Origin of the sequence: Oryzobacter faecalis (assembly GCF_046764005.1) — a bacterium.
Taxonomy (GTDB): Bacteria; Actinomycetota; Actinomycetes; order Actinomycetales; family Dermatophilaceae; genus Oryzobacter; species Oryzobacter faecalis.
Genome location: NZ_JBKOFW010000002.1, coordinates 32,736 through 49,413 on the forward strand (window position 1 = coordinate 32,736; position 16,678 = coordinate 49,413).

Genomic DNA, 16,678 nt, shown 5'->3' on the forward strand with positions numbered 1-16,678 from the left:
CCCCGACCTTCGACGGCCCGACGGCCCGACGAGCGACGGCGCCCGGACCCGGACCCGGACCCGCGCGGGGCGGGCCGCGTGGTAGTCATGGCCGGTGACCGAGGCCCCCGCCTTCCTCGACCTCCGGTCGGCCCGGGGCCGGCGCATGCTCACCGGGCTGACCCTCGGCTCGGGGGTCGCGATCCTCGACGGGTCGGTCGTCAACGTCGCGCTGCGGGCCATCGGCCGCGACCTCGACGCCTCGCTCGCCCAGCTGCAGTGGGTCGTCAACGGCTACCTGCTCGCCCTCGCCTCGCTCGTCCTCGTCGGGGGCGCCCTCGGGGACCGCCGCGGGCGGCTGCGGGTGTACCTCGTCGGCATCGTGGCGTTCGCGGTGGCGTCGGCCCTGTGCGCCCTCGCCCAGACGCCGGGGCAGCTCGTCGGCCTCCGCGTCCTGCAGGGTGTCGGGGCGGCGCTGCTCACCCCGGGCGCGCTCGCCCTCATCCAGGCGTCCTTCCGGCCGGAGGACCGCGCTCCCGCCATCGGGACGTGGGCGGGGATGTCCGGCATCGCCGCCGCCCTCGGTCCGCTCGTCGGCGGCTGGCTCGTCGACCACGCGAGCTGGCGGTGGATCTTCGCCATCAACGTCCCCCTCTGCGTCGGGGTCTTGCTCCTGACCCGCAGTTCCACGCCCGAGAGCCGGGACCCTTCTGCCACAGGCACGTTCGACGTGGCCGGCGCCGTCCTCACCGTCCTCTCGCTCGGCGCGGCGACCTACGCCCTCACGGCCGCGGGCGAGTCCACCGGGCCGGTCGTCGTCGCCTCCTGGGTCGTGGCCGGGGCATGCGCCGTCGGCTTCGTCGTCGTCGAGCGCCGGTCGGCCCATCCGATGGTGCCGCTCGGGATGTTCCGGTCGCGCGTGTTCTCCGCGGCCAACGCGATGACGGTGCTCGTCTACGGCGCGCTCGGCGGAGTGACGCTCTTCGTCGTCCTCCAGCTCCAGGCCGCGGGCTGGGGCGCCCTCGAGGCCGGGCTGTCGAGCCTGCCGGTCACCGTCGCCCTCATGCTGCTGTCGAGCGCGGCCGCCCGCCTCGCCGCCCGCACGGGGCCGCGGTTCCCGATGAGCCTCGGACCGCTCGTCTGCGCGGGCGGCACCCTCCTCCTGCTCCCCGTCGCCGACGAGGCGACCTGGCTGCGCGTGCTCCCCGGGATGGTCGTCTTTGCGCTCGGCCTCGCGCTCCTCGTGTCACCCCTGACGGCGGCGGTGCTCGCAGCCGCGCCGGACCGGCTCGCCGGGGTCGCCAGTGGCGTCAACAACGCTGTGGCGAGGGCGGGTTCGCTCCTGGCGGTGGCGGCGCTACCGGCGCTCGTCGGCCTGGCGGGCGACGACTACCTCGACCCCGCGTCGATGGCCTCCGGCTTCCGCGGCGCGATGACGTGGTGCGCCGTGCTCCTCGCGCTCGGCGGCCTGGTCAGCTGGTTCGGCCTCGGTCGTCGAGCACCTCGATGACGAAGTCCCGGACGATCCGGTGCCACGCGCCGGCGTCACGGAGCATCGCGTGGGTGTCGCCGTCCATCGTCACGCTGCGGACGTCGACACCGCGGTCGTAGAGCCGCGACGCGAGGACGGCCGTGCGCCTCGGGTCGGTCACCCGGTCGCGCGACCCGTGGACGAGCAGCACAGGGGTATCCGGCCGCGCGGCCACGACGTCGCTCTCGACCCACGGCGCGAGGGCGGCGACGCCGACGACTCCGGGCTCGGCGGCCATCCGCAGGGCGACGCGGCCACCCATCGAGTGGCCGACGAGGACGATCGGGACACCGGGAAGGACGTGGCGGATCCGGTCGAGCGCCCAGCGGGCGTCGTGGACGGGGTCCTGGCGCGAGCCGTTCCAGCCCCGCACGCGGTTCTTCAGCCGCAGCACCGCGACGCGTCCTCCGGTGCCCCGTTCGACGGCGGCGGCGAAGGGCACCATCCGCAGCACCGCGAGCCGCCACCACGCGACCGGCGCCCGGCCGGACTCGGCGCCACCGTGGAGGACGAGGACGACGCCGCGCGGGCGCGCCGGGACGTGACCGCGCAGCTCGGCGCCGCCACCGCCGACGGGATCGAGCAGTGCCGCGGCCCGGTCGGCTGCCACGTGCCGGTCGCCTCGCTTCGTCTCCCCCCGGACATCGGCGCCCTCTGCCACGCCGGTGCTCGGTTCGTTCATGAGTCGTCCTCGGTCCTCTCCCGGCCCGGCGGAGCCTCGCCGTCGACGGTGTCGGCGACCCACGCGGCGTACGCGGGGTCGGCTGCGACGACCGGGACGGCGAGCACCTCGGGCGTGTCGTAGGGGTGTTCGGAACGGACGAGGGCACGGATGGCCTCGAACCGGCTCGCGGTGGACTTGACGAGGAGGAGGTGCTCGGCCTCCTCCTCGACCTCGCCCCGCCACACGTAGGTGGAGGTGATGCCGGGGAGGACCTGGACGCAGGCGGCAAGGCGGCCCTCGACGAGGGCGCGGGCGAGCGCGGCTGCGGTGTCCGCGTCGGGAGCGCTGACGCGCACCTCGACGAGGTCCTCTGCGTGTGGCTCGCGGCCCTGCCCCTGCTGCACGGCCGCCGGCTCAGACGTCCGCGCGATGGAAGTTCTGGAAGCTGCGGCTCGCCGTGGGCCCGCGTTGCCCTTGGTAGTGGGAGCCGTATGCCGCACTGCCGTACGGGTTCTCGGTGCTCGAGGAGAGCCGGAAGAACGCGAGCTGGCCGATCTTCATCCCCGGCCACAGCATGATCGGGAGCGTGGCGACGTTGCTGAGCTCGAGCGTGACGTGACCGGTGAAGCCGGGGTCGACGAAGCCGGCCGTCGCGTGGGTGAGGAGGCCGAGGCGCCCCAGGCTGGACTTGCCCTCGACCCGGGCCGCGAGGTCGTCGGGGAGGGACACGGTCTCGATGGTGCTCCCGAGGACGAACTCACCGGGGTGGAGGACGAAGCCCTCGGCGGGGTCGACCTCCACGAGGCGGGTGAGGTCGGCCTGGTCCTGTGCGGGGTCGATGACCGGGTACTTGTGGTTGTCGAAGAGCCGGAAGAACTTGTCGAGCCGCACGTCGATGCTGCTGGGCTGGATCATCGCCGGGTCCCACGGGTCGAGGCGGACCCGGCCGGCCTCGACCTCGGCGCGGATGTCACGGTCGGAGAGGAGCACGCGGTCAGGTTACCCATGAGTCGCCGGAGCGCCCGGCGGCGCGCGGCGATGCCGTCGGGGCCGCTCTCAGGTTGGACACGGCCCACCGGTGGCGCGCGGGGACCGGGCGTCGTGGGGTGCTCACCGTGTCGGCTAGAGTGTCCGGCGCCGGGGAGGACTGCGAGGTTCTCGACCCGGCGCGCCGGTGTAGCTCAATGGTAGAGCGCCAGCTTCCCAAGCTGGACACGCGGGTTCGATTCCCGTCACCGGCTCAGAGAATGACGAACCCCCAGACACGCTTTTCGTCTGGGGGTTCGTCATTCTCTGAAACTGGGCGATGGCCGGGAATCGGGAGGAACCCCGAGCGAGCGGAGCGAGCCCCGGCGCGACGGATCCCGTCACCGGCTCAGAGGGACTGGCGGGAATCGGCGGGTCCCACGCTCTGCGCGGGAGGAGCACCCCCCGCGAGCGCCGACGCGACGGATCCCGTCATCGGCACGGGCGTGCGGATCATCCGCCCCACGAGCCCCACGAAGGAGACCCAGCACCACGGCCGACCTTCGACGGTCGGATTCTCCCCTGCACGAGACTCCCGCACGAGGGCCTCACGGGCGCACGATGGAGCATGACGCCCCGGACCCGTCACCCTCGCCTCGCCGGTTCCCGTCACCCGGACGGCCGGCCATGACCCCCGACCTGCTCGTCCAGTTCCTCCGCTGGGCCTTCTGGGGGGTCGTCTACCTCATGACCTTCTGCGGGGCCCTCCTCGCGTCGGTGTCGATGCCGCTGGCGCAGCCCCTGCGCATGTTCCTCGTCGCGACGGTCCTCTACGGCATCGCGGTCGACGTCCTGCACAAGCGGCGCAGCGACACCCAGCGCGCCTGACCCCGGTGGAGCCCCGCGCGGGCCACTACGCTCGCGACCATGGTCGGGCAGGTGCTCCTCCTCGGGGCCGTCCTCGCGAGCGGGCTGCTCGCCGGCGTCTACCTCCTCTATGCGCACACGGTGATGCCGGCGGTCGCCGACCTCCCGGACGAGCCTGCGGTCGCGGCCTTCGCGGCCCTGGACCGGCGCATCGTCAACCCGGTCTTCATGGCGACCGCGTTCCTCGGGGCCCCGGTCCTCAGCGCCGCGGCGCTGGCGGCCGGCTGGGGTGGTCCGACACGGACCTGGACGGCTGCCGCCCTCGTCCTCCACGTCGTCGGCACCGGCATCACGGCACGGGTCCACCTGCCGCGCAACGCGAAGGTGACCGCCATGACCGGCGGTGAGGGCCGGTACGCCGCGACGACCGCGCGGGCCGCCCTCGACGAGGCGGTCTGGGTGCGCTGGAACTGGGTCCGCGTGCTCGTCTCGGTCGCCGCGACGGTCCTCCTCGGCTGGGCGCTGACGCTCGCCTGAGAAGTCCGCGGCGCGGGCTTCCCCGACCGCAGGACAGGCCCTGACCGGCGGGGCTACCCTTCCGGCAGCAACCGTCGTCGCAGGGGCCTCGGTGGCCACACACGCACCACCACCCGAGGGGCCCCTGACATGCGCACGACCTCCCACACCCCCCGCCGCCTCGCGGCCCTGACCGCCTCCGCCGTGGCGGGCGGCCTGCTCCTCGCCGCCGCACCGACGACCGCCTCGGCGGCCCCCGGGCCGGAGAACAAGGTCTACGTCCGCACCGCGGCCGACCACCGGATGGCGAGCGCCCTCACGAGCCGGGTGACGACCGCACGCTTCGGCACCCAGTTCTCCGGCGCCGTCGTCGACGCGACGAGCAACGCCGTCGTGTGGTCCAAGAACGGGACGACGACCCTGATGCCGGCGTCGACGACCAAGCTCGTGACGGCAGCCAACGCCCTCACGGTGCTCGGGCCGACGAAGCGGTTCACCACGCGGGTCCGCTCCGGCTCCTCCCCCGAGCGCGTCGTCATCGAGGGGGCCGGGGACCCCAGCCTCAGCAGCGCCCAGCTCGACGCGATGGCCAAGACGGTCGCGGGCGTCCTCGCGGGCCGCGGGCTGACGACGGGCACGGTCCGCGTCCACGTCGACGACGACGTCTTCCCCGCGCCGAGCCTGGCGACGGGCTGGAAGTCGAGCTACGTCCCCGACTCGATCGCCCCCGTCCGCGGACTCGTCCGCGACCAGCGCAACCTCGCCGACACGAGCGCCGACGTCGGCACGTACTTCCGCGACCGCCTCAAGGCCTACGGGATCACGGGGGCCGGCTACTCGGGCCGGGCCGACGCCGCCTCGACCGCCACGACCCTCGCGAGCTCGCAGGGCAGCCCGGTGTCGACCATCGTCAACCGGATGCTCCTCGTCAGCGACAACGAGATGGCCGAGTCGCTCCACAAGCTCGTGGGCATCGCCAGGGGCAAGGGCGCGACGTGGACCGGCGCGAGGTCCGCGCAGGCGAGCGTGCTGGGCCAGCAGGGCCTCTCGATCGGGGCGCTGTACGACGGCTCCGGCCTGTCCCGCTCGGACCGGCTCAGCGCCCTCCAGCTCGCCCGGATCGTCGACCGCGGCGTGGACACGGCCCACGCCGAGCTGTGGCCGATGCGCTCGGCGGAGGGCATGCCGACCGCCGGCAGGACCGGGACCCTCTCGGCCTCCTCGAAGCGCTTCGTCACCGCGGAGTCGAGCTGCGCGGCCGGCAAGCTGTGGGGGAAGACCGGCCGGCTCTCGGACGTCGTCGCCCTCGCCGGCTTCACCAAGGGCGCGGACGGGCGGGTCAAGGTGTTCGCCTTCGTCGTCAACGGCAAGGACTCGACGACGACGCTCAAGCAGAGCATCGACATGCTCGCGGCCACCGTGAACGGGTGCTACTGACCCGTGCTCAGCCCGGGACGACCCAGCCGAGGACGGTCACGAACCCGATGACGGCGAGCACGACGAAGAGCAGGGCCAGCACCCAGGCGATCACCCACGCGCCGTCGAACCCGCTGCTCCCGGAGTCGTCGTCGGCCGCGCCGCCGTCCGGGTGCGCCCCCGGGTCGTCGGTGGCCGCGCGCTCGCCCTCGGCGGCGCGGGCCCGTTCGCGCAGCGCCTCGACCCGGCGGGGGCGGGGCGCCTCGCGCACCGGCGCGGGGAGCGAGCGCCACATCGCCACGAAGTCGTCGCCGGTCTGCTCGCGCCACGCGGCGACGGCGGCGTCGACCTCGGCGCCCCGCGCCCCCGCCGCGAACCAGACCGCGCCGGCGCGCGGGAGGTCACCCATGTCGTGGAGCACCTCGCCGAGGTAGGCGAGCGCCTCCGGGTCGCGCTCGGACTCGACGTGGTCCAGGAGCAGGTCGCGCGCCCGCCACGCGCGCCCGTCGGCGACGAGCCGGCGGGCCTGCTCGACGACGGTCCGCTCCGTGGGCGCGCTCACGCGGCGACCTCCCCGGGGGCGTGGTGCCGTTGCACCCACACCTTGTGGACCACGAACGCCACGAGGACGAGGCCCACGCAGAGGACGGCGGCCCCCATCGAGGGGACGACGAGCGCGACGAGCACGCAGGCCGCCGAGGCGACACCGGCGGGCACCATCGTCAGCACGGTCTCGTGCGTGCCGAGGGCGTGCAGGCCGGCCATGGTCACCAGGACGAGGGAGACCGACACGGCGAGGGTCAGCGCGATGGGGCGCACCCCGGCGGCCGCCTCGCCCTGGACGACGTCGACGGCCGCGGAGATGGCCGCCCCGACGGCGGCGGTCGCCGCGAAGACGACGTAGTGGCCGTACCCGAAGAAGAAGACCGGGCCGTCGTTCGCCACGACCCGGGCGTGGTCGCGGGAGAAGTAGGCCCACCACAGCGAGAACACGACGAGCAGGCCGCCCGCGACGAGGAGCCACATCTGCGGCCCGAAGCCGCCGACCGACCCCGCGGGCTCGGCGAGGTACGGCGCCGTGTGGCCCCCCGCCCCCTCGGGCGACCCGGCCGCCATCGCTCCCTGGACGGCCTGCACCGAGGACAGGATGACCTCGCCGAGCACGATGATGACGAGCAGCCCGTACCGCTCGGCGATGTGGTGGGGGTGGAAGGGCGTGTAGCCGTGGCCCCGCTCCGCCACGACGGGCACGAGCAGCTCGGCGGCGACGAGGACGAAGAAGGACGGCAGGAGCACGGACGGCTCGGCGGGGAGGGCGAGGCGGGCGATCCAGAGCAGCTGGACCACGGTGATGCCGCCCGCGTACCAGAGCGCCGTGGCCCTGCGTTCCGGGTGGCCGCTCGCGGCCCGGAGCCACAGCGCCACCATCGCGAACCGCATGACGGCGTACCCGGCCACGACGAGCACGGACTGCCCGTCCTCGAACAGGTCGGGGACCCCGGCGGCGAGCATGAGGGCGCCGGTCATGATGACGAAGGTGAGGAGCCGGAAGCCGACGTCGTCGTTGTCGTAGGCGGACGCGAACCACGAGTAGTTCATCCACGCCCACCAGATGGCGAACCAGGTGAGGACGTAGCCGATGACCGTCTCGTAGTGGGCTGCCGCGAGACCGTGGTGGAGCTGCGCGGCGTTGCTCGCGATGGCGACGACGAAGACGAGGTCGAAGAGCAGTTCGAGAGGGGTGGCGGTCCGGTGGTGCTCGCCGGTGTCACGCGGCACGAGGGGGCGCCGTACCGCGACGGGGATGATGCTCACCCACCGAGCATGCCACCGCTGGTCACCGGCCCCCCGGGGTGAGCAGTGTCTCGTTCCCCTTGCTTTTGTTACCGACCGGTAGAACACTGGTAAGCAAGCGCTCACTCGCCAACCAGGAGGACTGCGGCCATGGGCCACTACAAGAGCAACCTGCGCGACCTCGAGTTCAACCTCTTCGAGGTCTTCGGGCGCGGCGACGTGCTGGGGTCCGGTCCGTACGAGGAGCTCGACGCCGACACCGCGCGCGAGATGCTCAAGGAGGTGGCCCGCCTCGCCGAGAACGAGCTCGCGGAGTCCTTCCAGGACGCCGACCGCCACCCGCCGGTCTACGACCCCACGACCCAGACCGTGACGATGCCCGAGTCGTTCAAGGCCTCGTTCGAGGCCTACCGCGAGAGCGGGTTCTGGAACATCGACGTCCCCGCCGAGCTGGGCGGCACCGTCGCCCCGCCCAGCCTGCGCTGGGCCGTCAACGAGATGCTCCTGGGCTCGCAGCCGGCCCTGGCGATGTTCGCCGCCGGCTACTCCTTCGCCAAGCTGCTCCACCTCCTCGGCACCGACGAGCAGAAGAAGCTCGCCCGCTGGATCGTCGAGAAGGGCTGGCACTGCACGATGGTGCTCACCGAGCCCGACGCCGGCTCCGACGTCGGCGCCGGCCGGACCAAGGCCGTGCAGAACGACGACGGCACCTGGACCCTCACCGGCGTCAAGCGCTTCATCACCAGCGGCGAGTCGGACATGGTCGACAACGTCGTGCACTTCGTCCTCGCCCGCCCCGAGGGCGCCGGCGCCGGCACCAAGGGCCTGTCCCTCTTCATCCTCCCGAAGTTCCACGTCGACCTCGAGACCGGCGAGCTCGGCGAGCGCAACGGCGTCTACGTCACCAACGTCGAGAAGAAGATGGGCCTGAAGGTCTCCCCGACCTGCGAGCTGACCTTCGGCGGCGAGCGGCCGGCCGTCGGCACCCTCTTCGGCGACGTCCACGACGGCATCGCGCAGATGTTCCACGTCATCGAGAACGCCCGGATGCTCGTCGGCACCAAGGCCATCGCCACCCTCTCCACCGGCTACCTCAACGCCCTCGAGTACGCCAAGGAGCGCGTCCAGGGGTCCGACCTCACCCAGGCCGCCGACAAGACCGCGCCTCGCGTCACCATCACCCACCACCCCGACGTGCGCCGCTCCCTCATGACCCAGAAGGCCTACGCCGAGGGCCTGCGCGCGCTCGTGCTGTTCACCGCGACGCAGCAGGACATCGTCGACGCGGAGTTCCTCGCCACCGGGTCCGAGCACTTCGAGAAGGGCTCGGCCGCCGACATCGCGAGCCGCGTCAACGACCTCCTCCTCCCCATCGTCAAGGGGCTGGGCTCGGAGCGGGCGTGGGTGCTGCTGGGCACCGAGTCGCTGCAGACCTTCGGTGGCTCCGGCTTCCTCCAGGACTACCCGGTCGAGCAGTACGTCCGCGACGCCAAGATCGACACCCTCTACGAGGGCACGACCGCCATCCAGGGCCTGGACTTCTTCTTCCGCAAGATCGTCAAGGACAAGGGCCAGGCGCTGACCTTCGTGTCCTCGCAGATCCAGGAGTTCGCCAAGGACCTCGGCGCCCACGACGGGCGCATCGACCGCGAGCGCGAGCTGCTCGCGCAGGGCCTCGAGGACGTCCAGGGCATCCTCGGGTTCATGGTCGGCGAGCTGATGAAGTCCGACGTCCGCAACGGCGGCGACATCACGAACGTCTACCAGGTCGGCCAGAACACGACCCGGCTGCTGCTCGCCGCGGGCGACCTCGTCGTCGGCTGGCTCCTGCTCCGCCAGGCCGCGGTGGCGCTCGACGCCCTCGCCGCCGGCGCCTCCGGCAAGGACAAGGACTTCTACGAGGGCAAGGTCGCGGCCGCGCAGTTCTACGCGCGCCAGGTCCTCCCGAGGCTCTCCGCCGAGCGCGCGGTCGCCGAGGCGACCGACTCCCTCCTCATGGACGTCCCCGAGTCGGCGTTCTGAGGTCCTGACCCCGGGTCGGGCGCGCTGCCCCGGGCGCGCTCCCGGCCCGGTCACCACGAGGAACGGCCCCACCCCCGCGCGGGGGTGGGGCCGTTCGCCGTCGTGACCGGCGCCCGGTGGCGCCGGTGCTCAGCGCGGGTCGATGTCGGTGCGGTCGACGCGCGTCCCCGTGGCGGGGTCGACGTGGCTCTCGCGGGTCGTGGTCACGGCGCCGGGACGGCGGCCGCGGAACGCGAAGGACAGGACGATGGCGAGCAGCCCGGCGATCATGAGGATGTAGCCGAGCGTGTCGTCGCCGACGCCGGGGATGTCGACGTTGAGCGCGAACGCGAGGATCGCGCCGATGACGATGAGCACGATGCCGAGACCGATGTACATGGGTTCCTCCGTGGGGTCGGGGTCGGCGGGGTGGGTCGACCATACTCCGAACCTCCGACCTGCGAGGTCGAAGGTGTGTCGAATGTTTTCGGGCGAGTCCCGCGGTCGCACGTCGAGGCGGGCCGTCGGTCGGGCGGGGCCCGCGCCCCAGGGCACCGGGACCGCGCCGGTCAGCGGGTGAGGACGGACCCGGGGTTGAGGATGCCCTTCGGGTCCAGGGCGTCCTTGACGCGGCGGGTCAGCGCCATGACGTCGGGGCCGAGCTGCGCCTCGAGGTTGCCGGCCTTGAGGCGGCCGACCCCGTGCTCACCGGTGATCGTGCCGCCCAGGGCGATCGCGGCCGCCATCACCTCGTCGAACGCGAGGTGGGCGCGGCGCTCGGCATCGGGGTCGGCCGGGTCGAAGATGATCGCCGGGTGCGTGTTGCCGTCCCCGGCGTGCGCCACGACCGGGATCTCGACGGCATGGCGCTCGGCGATCGCCGCCACCCGCTCGAGCAGGGCCGGGAGCTGCGGGACGGGGACGCCCACGTCCTCCGGGAGCACGGTGCCGCGCCCCTCGATGGCCGTGAAGTGCAGCCGGCGCGCCTGGACGAACAGCTCACCCTCCTCCGGGTCGTCGGTCGTGAAGACCTCCTTGGCCCCGGCGACCTCGCAGGCCGCGGTGGCGGCGGCGGCCTCCTCCGCGCGCGCCGCTCCGGGGGCGTCGCACTGGATGAGGAGAAGGGCGCCCGCGTCGCGGTCGAGCCCCATCGGCTGGTGGTCCTCGACGGCGTTGATCGACGCCTGGTCCATGAGCTCGACCATCGAGGCCCGCGTGGTGCGGCCGAGCTCGATGACGGCGGCAGCCGCGGCGGCGACGGTGGGAAAGGTCGCGACGGTCGTCGAGCGGGCCGGCTGCGCGGGGAGGAGCCGGAGGACGGCGCGCGTCACGACGCCGAGGGTGCCCTCCGAGCCGACGAAGAGCTTGAGCAGGGACAGGCCCGCGACGTCCTTGACCCGCTTGCCCCCGAGCGTGACGAGCGTCCCGTCGGCGAGGACGACGTCGAGCCCGAGGACGTAGTCGGTCGTGACGCCGTACTTGACGCAGCACAGGCCGCCGGCGTTCGTCGCGATGTTGCCCCCGATCGAGCAGATCTCGAACGAGCTGGGGTCCGGCGGGTACCACAGACCCTCGGCCGCCGCGGCCCGCTTGACGTCGACGTTGAGGGCGCCCGGCTCGACGACGACGGTGCGGGTGGCGGTGTCGACCTCGATGCTCGTCATCCGCTCGAGGCTGAGGACGACCCCGCCGTCGACGGCCAACGAGCCGCCGCTGAGCCCGGAGCCTGCGCCCCGCGGGACGACCGGGACACCGTGGCGGGTCGCCCAGCGCAGGGTCTCCTGGACGTGCTCGGCGGTCTCGGCGCGGACGGCCGCGAGCGGGGTCCCGGCGGAGGCGTCGTGCGTCCAGTCGAACCGGTACTTCTCGAGGGTGTCGGCGCGCGTCGTCACCACTCCCTCGGGCAGCGCCTCGACCAGCTCGGCAACGGGCGGCAGCGGGTGGGCGGCGGCATCGGCGTCCATCCCCCCACCCTCCCAGAGTTCTGGGCGCGTGTGCTCAGGTGGCTGTCCCGGCGACCACCTGAGCACACGAGCCGGAAGCATCCTGCGGCGTGTGCTGCGCCGGTCGCGGGGGCGACCAGGTGAGCACACACGCCGCCTGTGGATGACGCCGCGGGCCGCCCCGGGCGATCCGCGAGACTCCGGCGATGACGGAGACCTGGCAGGACCTCGCGGCACGGCAGGAGGGTGTCCTGTCGCGGGCGACCCTCGCCCGCCTCGGCGTCAGCCGCTCCTTCGTCCGCAACCAGCTGAGGGCGAGGCGCTGGTCGCAGCGAACCCACTCGGTCCTCACCACGACGACCGGACCACTGTCTCGCGAGCAGCTCCAGTGGGTGGGTGTCGCGCACGCCGGGCCCACCGCGATGGTGGGTGGGCTCACCGCGGCGGGCCGGCACGGTCTGGCCGGGTGGCACCGCGAGACCGTCACGGTGCTGGTCGACGACGAGCTCTCCTTCGACGCGGTCGACGGCATCCGCTTCGTGCGGACCCGACGCTCGCCCCTCCTCCTGCGCTCACCCCGGCCCGGGCTGCCGACCTGTCGGCTGGAACCGGCCCTGCTGATGTTCGCCGCGGACGAGGCGCACGAGCGCACCGCCTTGGGAGCGGTCGTCGCCGGCGTGCAGCAGCGGCTCACGACCGCCGAGCGCCTCGCCGAGTGGACCCGTCTGCTCCGACCGCTGCGGCGGGCACCACGGATCCGGGAGGTGCTGGGCGACGTGGGGAACGGGTCGCACTCCATGGGGGAGGTCGACGTGGCACGACTGTGCCGCGCCTGGGGCATCGTGCCGCCGCGGAGGCAGACGCGACGCCGTGACCGGTCCGGTCGCGTGCGGTTCACGGACGCGGAGTGGGACCTTCCCGACGGGCGGACCCTCGTGCTGGAGGTCGACGGGGAGGTCCACCTCGATCTCATGGCGTACGGCTCGGATGTCCGACGGCAGCGCCGGCTCACCACGCCCTCGCGGGTCGTCATCAGGTGCACCACCCACGAGCTGCGGCGCGAGCCGCTCGAGGTGGTCAGCGACCTCCTCGCTCTTGGCGTACCCCGCATCGCGGCCTGACCGCCGGACGCCGGCCTCGCGTGTGCTCACCTGGCTGCCCGAGCGACCACCTGAGCCCGCGCCGCAGGCGGGCTTGCGCTCGTGTGCCCAGGCGGCTCCCCCGACGACCACGTGGGCACACGCGGCGAATCGAGCGTGGTCAGAGCCGGCGGTCGGCGAGGACGGGGAAGGTCCGACGGTACTCAGCGGTCGCGGCGAGGTCGACCTCGACCGAGAGGACGGCCTCATCGCCGTGGGCCGCCTCGGCGAGCACCTCACCGGTCGCGGCGACGACCTGGCTGTGGCCGCCCATCGGCGTGCCGGCGTGCGTCCCACCCGTGTTCGCCTGGACGACGAGGGCCTGGTTCTCGACGGCGCGCGCCCTCCCGAGGAGGGTCCAGTGGCCCACGCGGGCGGCCGGCCAGGCGGCAGGGACGACGAACAGCTCGGCACCGTCCTCCTGCTGTCGGCGGTAGAGCTCGGGGAAGCGCAGGTCGTAGCAGGTCGAGAGGCCGGCGCGCACGCTGCCGCCGCCGGACAGGGGGAGGTCGACGACCACGACCTCGCCACCGGCCTCCATCAACGCAGGCTCCCCCGCCCCGAAGCCGAAGCGGTGCACCTTGCGGTAGACGCCGAGCGTGGACCCGTCGGGACCGAGGAGGAGCGAGGTGTTCGCGAGGACGTGCCCGTCCTCGCCGGGTTCGGGCAGGCGCTCGACGAAGGACCCGGCGTGGAGGACCACCCCCGCCGACCGGGCGACCTCGGACATCGTTTGCGCCCACGGCCCGTCGAGGGGCTGCGCCTGGTCGTCCCACCGCGTGTAGGCGAAGCCGGTCGGGGCCCACAGCTCGGGGAGGACGACGAGGTCGTGGCCCGTGAGGCCGGAGACGAGCCCCGCCACCCGGTCGACCCGGGCCTCGAAGGGTTCCTCGTCGCCGTAGGCGAGCTGCACGACCGCGATCCGCATGCGGCCATTCTCCCCGAGCCGTGTGCCCAGGTGGCTGACCGGGCGACCATCCGGGCACACGACCCGCGGTCAGTCGGAGGTGCTGCGCTCGGAGAGGCGGCGGAGGCGCTCGTTGTAGGCGTGCAGGTCGGCGTCACCGTCGCGGTCGGCCTGCCGGTCGAGGCGGCGCGTCTCGGCGCCGTCGCGCCGCATCCACTGCACCGCCACGACGACCGCGAGCACGAGGGTCGGGGCCTCGCCGACGCCCCAGGCGATCTCGCCGGCGCGGTGCTGGTCGGCGAGCGGCGGCGGACCCCACGGCAGGTTGAGCTGGGCGAAGAAGTCCGGCGCGAGCAGCTGCTCGGAGCCCGTGAGCGACACCCCGAAGAAGGCGTGGAAGGAGATGGTCACGAAGAGGATGACGAGCAGCATCAACGGCGACCAGCGCGGGACGCCCGGGTCGATCCCGATGAGCACCCAGGTGAACAGGTACCCGGTGAGGAGGAAGTGGGCGAGCATCAGCAGGTGACCGGTGTGGGTCGTCAGCGACAGCTCGAACAGCCCGGTCCAGTAGAAGATCGCGAGGCTGAAGAAGAACATCGCCGCCGCCACGACCGGGTTCGCGAAGACCTGCACGGCGCGGGAGTGGACGACCTGGAGGACCAGCTCGCGCGGGCCCCAGGTACGGTCCGGCCTCGCCGTGAGGGCCCGCAGCGCCAGCGTCACGGGCGCCCCCGGCACGAGGAGCAGCGGCACGATCATCGCGACCGCCATGTGCATGACCATGTGCACGCTGAACAGCACCCGGCCCCAGATGCCGGGCGCCCCCGAGGTCGCCCACACGAACAGCGCCCACCCGGCGACCCAGGCGACCGTGCGCAGCACCGGCCAGTGGTCACCGCGGCGGGTGAGCCGCACGACCCCGGCGAGGTAGAGCCCCACGGCCAGCAGGGCGATGCCGAGGAGGAGCCAGTCGGTGCGCCACGCGGTGAACCAGTCGCCCGCCGCCATCGGGCCGGGGTCGGGGAAGCCGGTGAGCTCGAGGATGCGGCTCGGCGCGGGCGGCGCGTCCGGTACCGGCGGAACGCTGCGCGAGAGCACCGCCGCCAGGCCCGTGGCCGCCCCCATGACGGCGAGCTCGGCGACGGCGAGGCGGGCGAACGTCCTCCCGTCGCCGGGGTCGTCGGCGAGGCGGGTCGCGATGCCGCGCCGGTGGAGCCAGCCGAGGACACCGAGGGCGACGAGGGCGAGGGTCTTGAGCGCGACGACCCCCCCGTAGGCGGTCGCGACGGCGCCGAGCGAGCCGAGCCGGATCCAGGCCTGCTGGAGCCCGGTCACGGTGACGGCGGCGAAGCACCACCCGGCCACGGTGGAGTAGCGCCCGACGGTGGCGCCGAGGTCGGCGCCGAGACCGCGGCGCATCGCGACGAGCGCCAGGAGCCCGCCGACCCACACGACGACCCCGAGGAGGTGCACGCCGAGGGAGTTGACCGCGTCCTCGTGGCTCGAGGACCCCGCCGCGTGCCCGGTGAGGGCGAGGATGACGACCGCCGCCAGCGTCATCCCCGCGAGCCACGCCATGGGCGCCCGGCGGGTCGTGACGGCGGCCGACACGGCGACGACGACCGCCACCAGGGCTGAGATGAGCAGGACGCGGGTCGTCTCGAGCGTCCACGTGAAGGAGAGGAGCTGGCTCGGCAGGTCGGGGCTGGACAGCGGCGTGCCGGCGAGCGAGGCGAAGGTCAGCACGACCTCGAGCAGCGCCGCGACCGCCCAGAGGCCGGCCGCCCGCGCGGCGAAACGGGTGGCCGTGACCCGGCGGTCCGTGGAGGTCCGCTCCGGGACGAGGAAGGCGGCGAGCCCGACGAGGCCGACGGTCGCGGCCGACGCGAGGGTGGCCACGGTCGAGACGAGCGGCAGCCCCCAGCGGACGGCGGGCCCCGGGTCGGCGAGGTCGAGCGGGGCGACGACCCCGGTGAGGGCGGCGGCCGCCGACGCGGTGACCAGGCCGACCGCGAGCGCCAGACCCAGCGGCCGCGCGAGCGACGGGGTCTGCCGGGCTGTCATGGCCACCAGCGTAGGTACTGTGCTGGCATGCCCGTGCACCCGCCGCCCCCCACCGACCCGGCGGGGCTGGTCGACGCCTGGGCGCGCACGGTCCGCAACGTCGTCGACCTCGGGCGCACCGCCCGACCCGGGGACGCCGAGAAGCCCACCGACTGCCCGGGCTGGACCGTCCTCGACCAGGTCGCCCACGTCGCCGGCGCCGAGGCGATGACGGACGGCGAGCCCCGGCCCGAGGTCGACGTGAGCCACCACGCGCACGTGCGGCACGAGTTCGGCGCCCTCATGGAGTCCTACGTCGAGGCGCGGCGCGGCCGCTCCCTCGAGGAGGTGCTCGACGAGCTCGAGGAGCGGCTCGAGGCCCGGCTCGCGTTCCACGCCGCCGACACCGGGTGGGAGTCCGCGCCGGTCCGCGGCCCCTTCGGCCCCACGACCTGGCCGGACTTCCTGCGCGTGCGCACCTTCGACGTCTGGGTCCACGAGCAGGACCTCCGCGAGGCGCTCGGGCGCCCCGGCGGGCTCGAGGGGGCCGCGGCCTCCATCGCGATGACGTCCCTGTTCGACGCCCTGCCGCGGATCGTCGCCAAGGACTCCGAGGTGCCGCCCGGCCACGCGGTGGTCCTCGAGCTCACCGGGCCCACGGTCGGGCGCGCGGGGGTGCGCGTCGAGGAGCGCGAGGGCAGGGCGCGCGGCATCCCCCTCTTCACCGGCGAGCCCGACGAGCACCCCGACGTCGTCGCGACGACCCTGACGATGTCGACCCAGGTGGCGGGTCGGCTGCTCGCGGGGCGCCGCCCGCCCGAGGAGCTGCACGTCGTCGTCCACGGCGACGAGGAGGTCGCGGCCCGCGTCCTCGCCTCCCTCGCCATCACCCCCTGACGGCGGGCCCGA

General features: G+C 73.8%; 16 protein-coding genes and 1 tRNA gene. 8 read left to right on the forward strand and 9 right to left on the reverse strand.

The features are described 5' to 3' along the window. The first annotated feature begins 94 nt into the window (after positions 1-94). The gene (locus ACK8HX_RS04010; protein ID WP_411939372.1) at positions 95-1,489 is read left to right on the forward strand and encodes an MFS transporter; all 1,395 of its coding nucleotides are present in this window, start codon (positions 95-97) and stop codon (positions 1,487-1,489) included. Here the strand turns inward: ACK8HX_RS04010 and ACK8HX_RS04015 are convergent. Genes ACK8HX_RS04015 through dcd form a run of 3 tightly spaced genes read right to left on the reverse strand, consistent with a single transcriptional unit; the run spans position 1,452 to position 3,164 of the window. Beyond that, positions 1,452-2,192, reverse strand: coding sequence for an alpha/beta hydrolase (locus ACK8HX_RS04015; protein ID WP_411939373.1), 741 nt, complete (start codon positions 2,190-2,192; stop codon positions 1,452-1,454). The two genes, ACK8HX_RS04010 and ACK8HX_RS04015, sit on opposite strands and share 38 nt — an antisense overlap. Continuing rightward, positions 2,189-2,578, reverse strand: a complete 390-nt coding sequence (gene cutA / locus ACK8HX_RS04020) for a divalent-cation tolerance protein CutA (RefSeq protein ID WP_411939374.1) — start codon at positions 2,576-2,578, stop codon at positions 2,189-2,191. Before cutA ends, ACK8HX_RS04015 begins: the two co-directional genes overlap by 4 nt. Before the next feature lie 10 nt (positions 2,579-2,588). Then, positions 2,589-3,164, reverse strand: a complete 576-nt coding sequence (dcd, locus tag ACK8HX_RS04025; protein ID WP_411939375.1) for a dCTP deaminase — start codon at positions 3,162-3,164, stop codon at positions 2,589-2,591. Between the two features lie 180 nt (positions 3,165-3,344). Here dcd and ACK8HX_RS04030 point away from each other — a divergent pair. The 4 genes from ACK8HX_RS04030 (at position 3,345) to dacB (ending at position 5,960) form a co-directional block, all read left to right on the forward strand. Continuing rightward, a tRNA-Gly gene (locus tag ACK8HX_RS04030) sits at positions 3,345-3,415 on the forward strand. Positions 3,416-3,827: 412 nt separating this feature from the next. Continuing rightward, positions 3,828-4,028, forward strand: coding sequence for a hypothetical protein (locus tag ACK8HX_RS04035; protein WP_411939376.1), 201 nt, complete (start codon positions 3,828-3,830; stop codon positions 4,026-4,028). A gap of 39 nt (positions 4,029-4,067) precedes the next feature. Beyond that, positions 4,068-4,544 (forward strand): anthrone oxygenase family protein, encoded by a 477-nt coding sequence (locus tag ACK8HX_RS04040; RefSeq protein ID WP_411939377.1) that lies wholly within the window; start codon positions 4,068-4,070, stop codon positions 4,542-4,544. A 129-nt stretch (positions 4,545-4,673) separates the two neighbouring features. Continuing rightward, positions 4,674-5,960 (forward strand): D-alanyl-D-alanine carboxypeptidase/D-alanyl-D-alanine endopeptidase, encoded by a 1,287-nt coding sequence (gene dacB / locus ACK8HX_RS04045; RefSeq protein WP_411939378.1) that lies wholly within the window; start codon positions 4,674-4,676, stop codon positions 5,958-5,960. 7 nt (positions 5,961-5,967) lie between these two features. Here dacB and ACK8HX_RS04050 read toward each other — a convergent pair whose 3' ends face one another. Beyond that, complete coding sequence (locus ACK8HX_RS04050) at positions 5,968-6,501, reverse strand: hypothetical protein (protein ID WP_411939379.1); 534 nt, start codon at positions 6,499-6,501, stop codon at positions 5,968-5,970. Further along, positions 6,498-7,754, reverse strand: a complete 1,257-nt coding sequence (locus ACK8HX_RS04055) for a low temperature requirement protein A (protein ID WP_411939380.1) — start codon at positions 7,752-7,754, stop codon at positions 6,498-6,500. Before ACK8HX_RS04055 ends, ACK8HX_RS04050 begins: the two co-directional genes overlap by 4 nt. A gap of 129 nt (positions 7,755-7,883) precedes the next feature. Between ACK8HX_RS04055 and ACK8HX_RS04060 the strand changes: the two genes are divergently transcribed. Then, the gene (locus ACK8HX_RS04060; RefSeq protein ID WP_411939381.1) at positions 7,884-9,755 is read left to right on the forward strand and encodes an acyl-CoA dehydrogenase; all 1,872 of its coding nucleotides are present in this window, start codon (positions 7,884-7,886) and stop codon (positions 9,753-9,755) included. Positions 9,756-9,884: 129 nt separating this feature from the next. Here ACK8HX_RS04060 and ACK8HX_RS04065 read toward each other — a convergent pair whose 3' ends face one another. Both ACK8HX_RS04065 and ACK8HX_RS04070 read right to left on the reverse strand, forming a co-directional pair. Continuing rightward, positions 9,885-10,133 (reverse strand): DUF6458 family protein, encoded by a 249-nt coding sequence (locus ACK8HX_RS04065; RefSeq protein ID WP_411939382.1) that lies wholly within the window; start codon positions 10,131-10,133, stop codon positions 9,885-9,887. Between the two features lie 170 nt (positions 10,134-10,303). Beyond that, positions 10,304-11,698 carry an FAD-binding oxidoreductase gene (locus tag ACK8HX_RS04070; protein ID WP_411939383.1) on the reverse strand — a complete coding sequence of 465 codons (1,395 nt, stop codon included), beginning with the start codon at positions 11,696-11,698 and terminating at the stop codon, positions 10,304-10,306. Between the two features lie 185 nt (positions 11,699-11,883). Between ACK8HX_RS04070 and ACK8HX_RS04075 the strand changes: the two genes are divergently transcribed. Beyond that, positions 11,884-12,798, forward strand: coding sequence for a hypothetical protein (locus tag ACK8HX_RS04075; RefSeq protein WP_411939384.1), 915 nt, complete (start codon positions 11,884-11,886; stop codon positions 12,796-12,798). A gap of 139 nt (positions 12,799-12,937) precedes the next feature. Here the strand turns inward: ACK8HX_RS04075 and ACK8HX_RS04080 are convergent, their stop codons facing one another. Next, positions 12,938-13,744: a carbon-nitrogen family hydrolase gene (locus ACK8HX_RS04080; protein ID WP_411939385.1), complete on the reverse strand. Its 807-nt coding sequence runs from the start codon at positions 13,742-13,744 to the stop codon at positions 12,938-12,940. Positions 13,745-13,813: 69 nt separating this feature from the next. Further along, positions 13,814-15,790, reverse strand: coding sequence for a cytochrome c oxidase assembly protein (locus tag ACK8HX_RS04085; protein WP_411939386.1), 1,977 nt, complete (start codon positions 15,788-15,790; stop codon positions 13,814-13,816). A 27-nt stretch (positions 15,791-15,817) separates the two neighbouring features. On the opposite strand from ACK8HX_RS04085, the gene ACK8HX_RS04090 reads away from it, so the two are divergent. Continuing rightward, complete coding sequence (locus ACK8HX_RS04090) at positions 15,818-16,666, forward strand: maleylpyruvate isomerase family mycothiol-dependent enzyme (RefSeq protein WP_411939387.1); 849 nt, start codon at positions 15,818-15,820, stop codon at positions 16,664-16,666. The last annotated feature ends 12 nt before the right edge of the window (positions 16,667-16,678 follow it).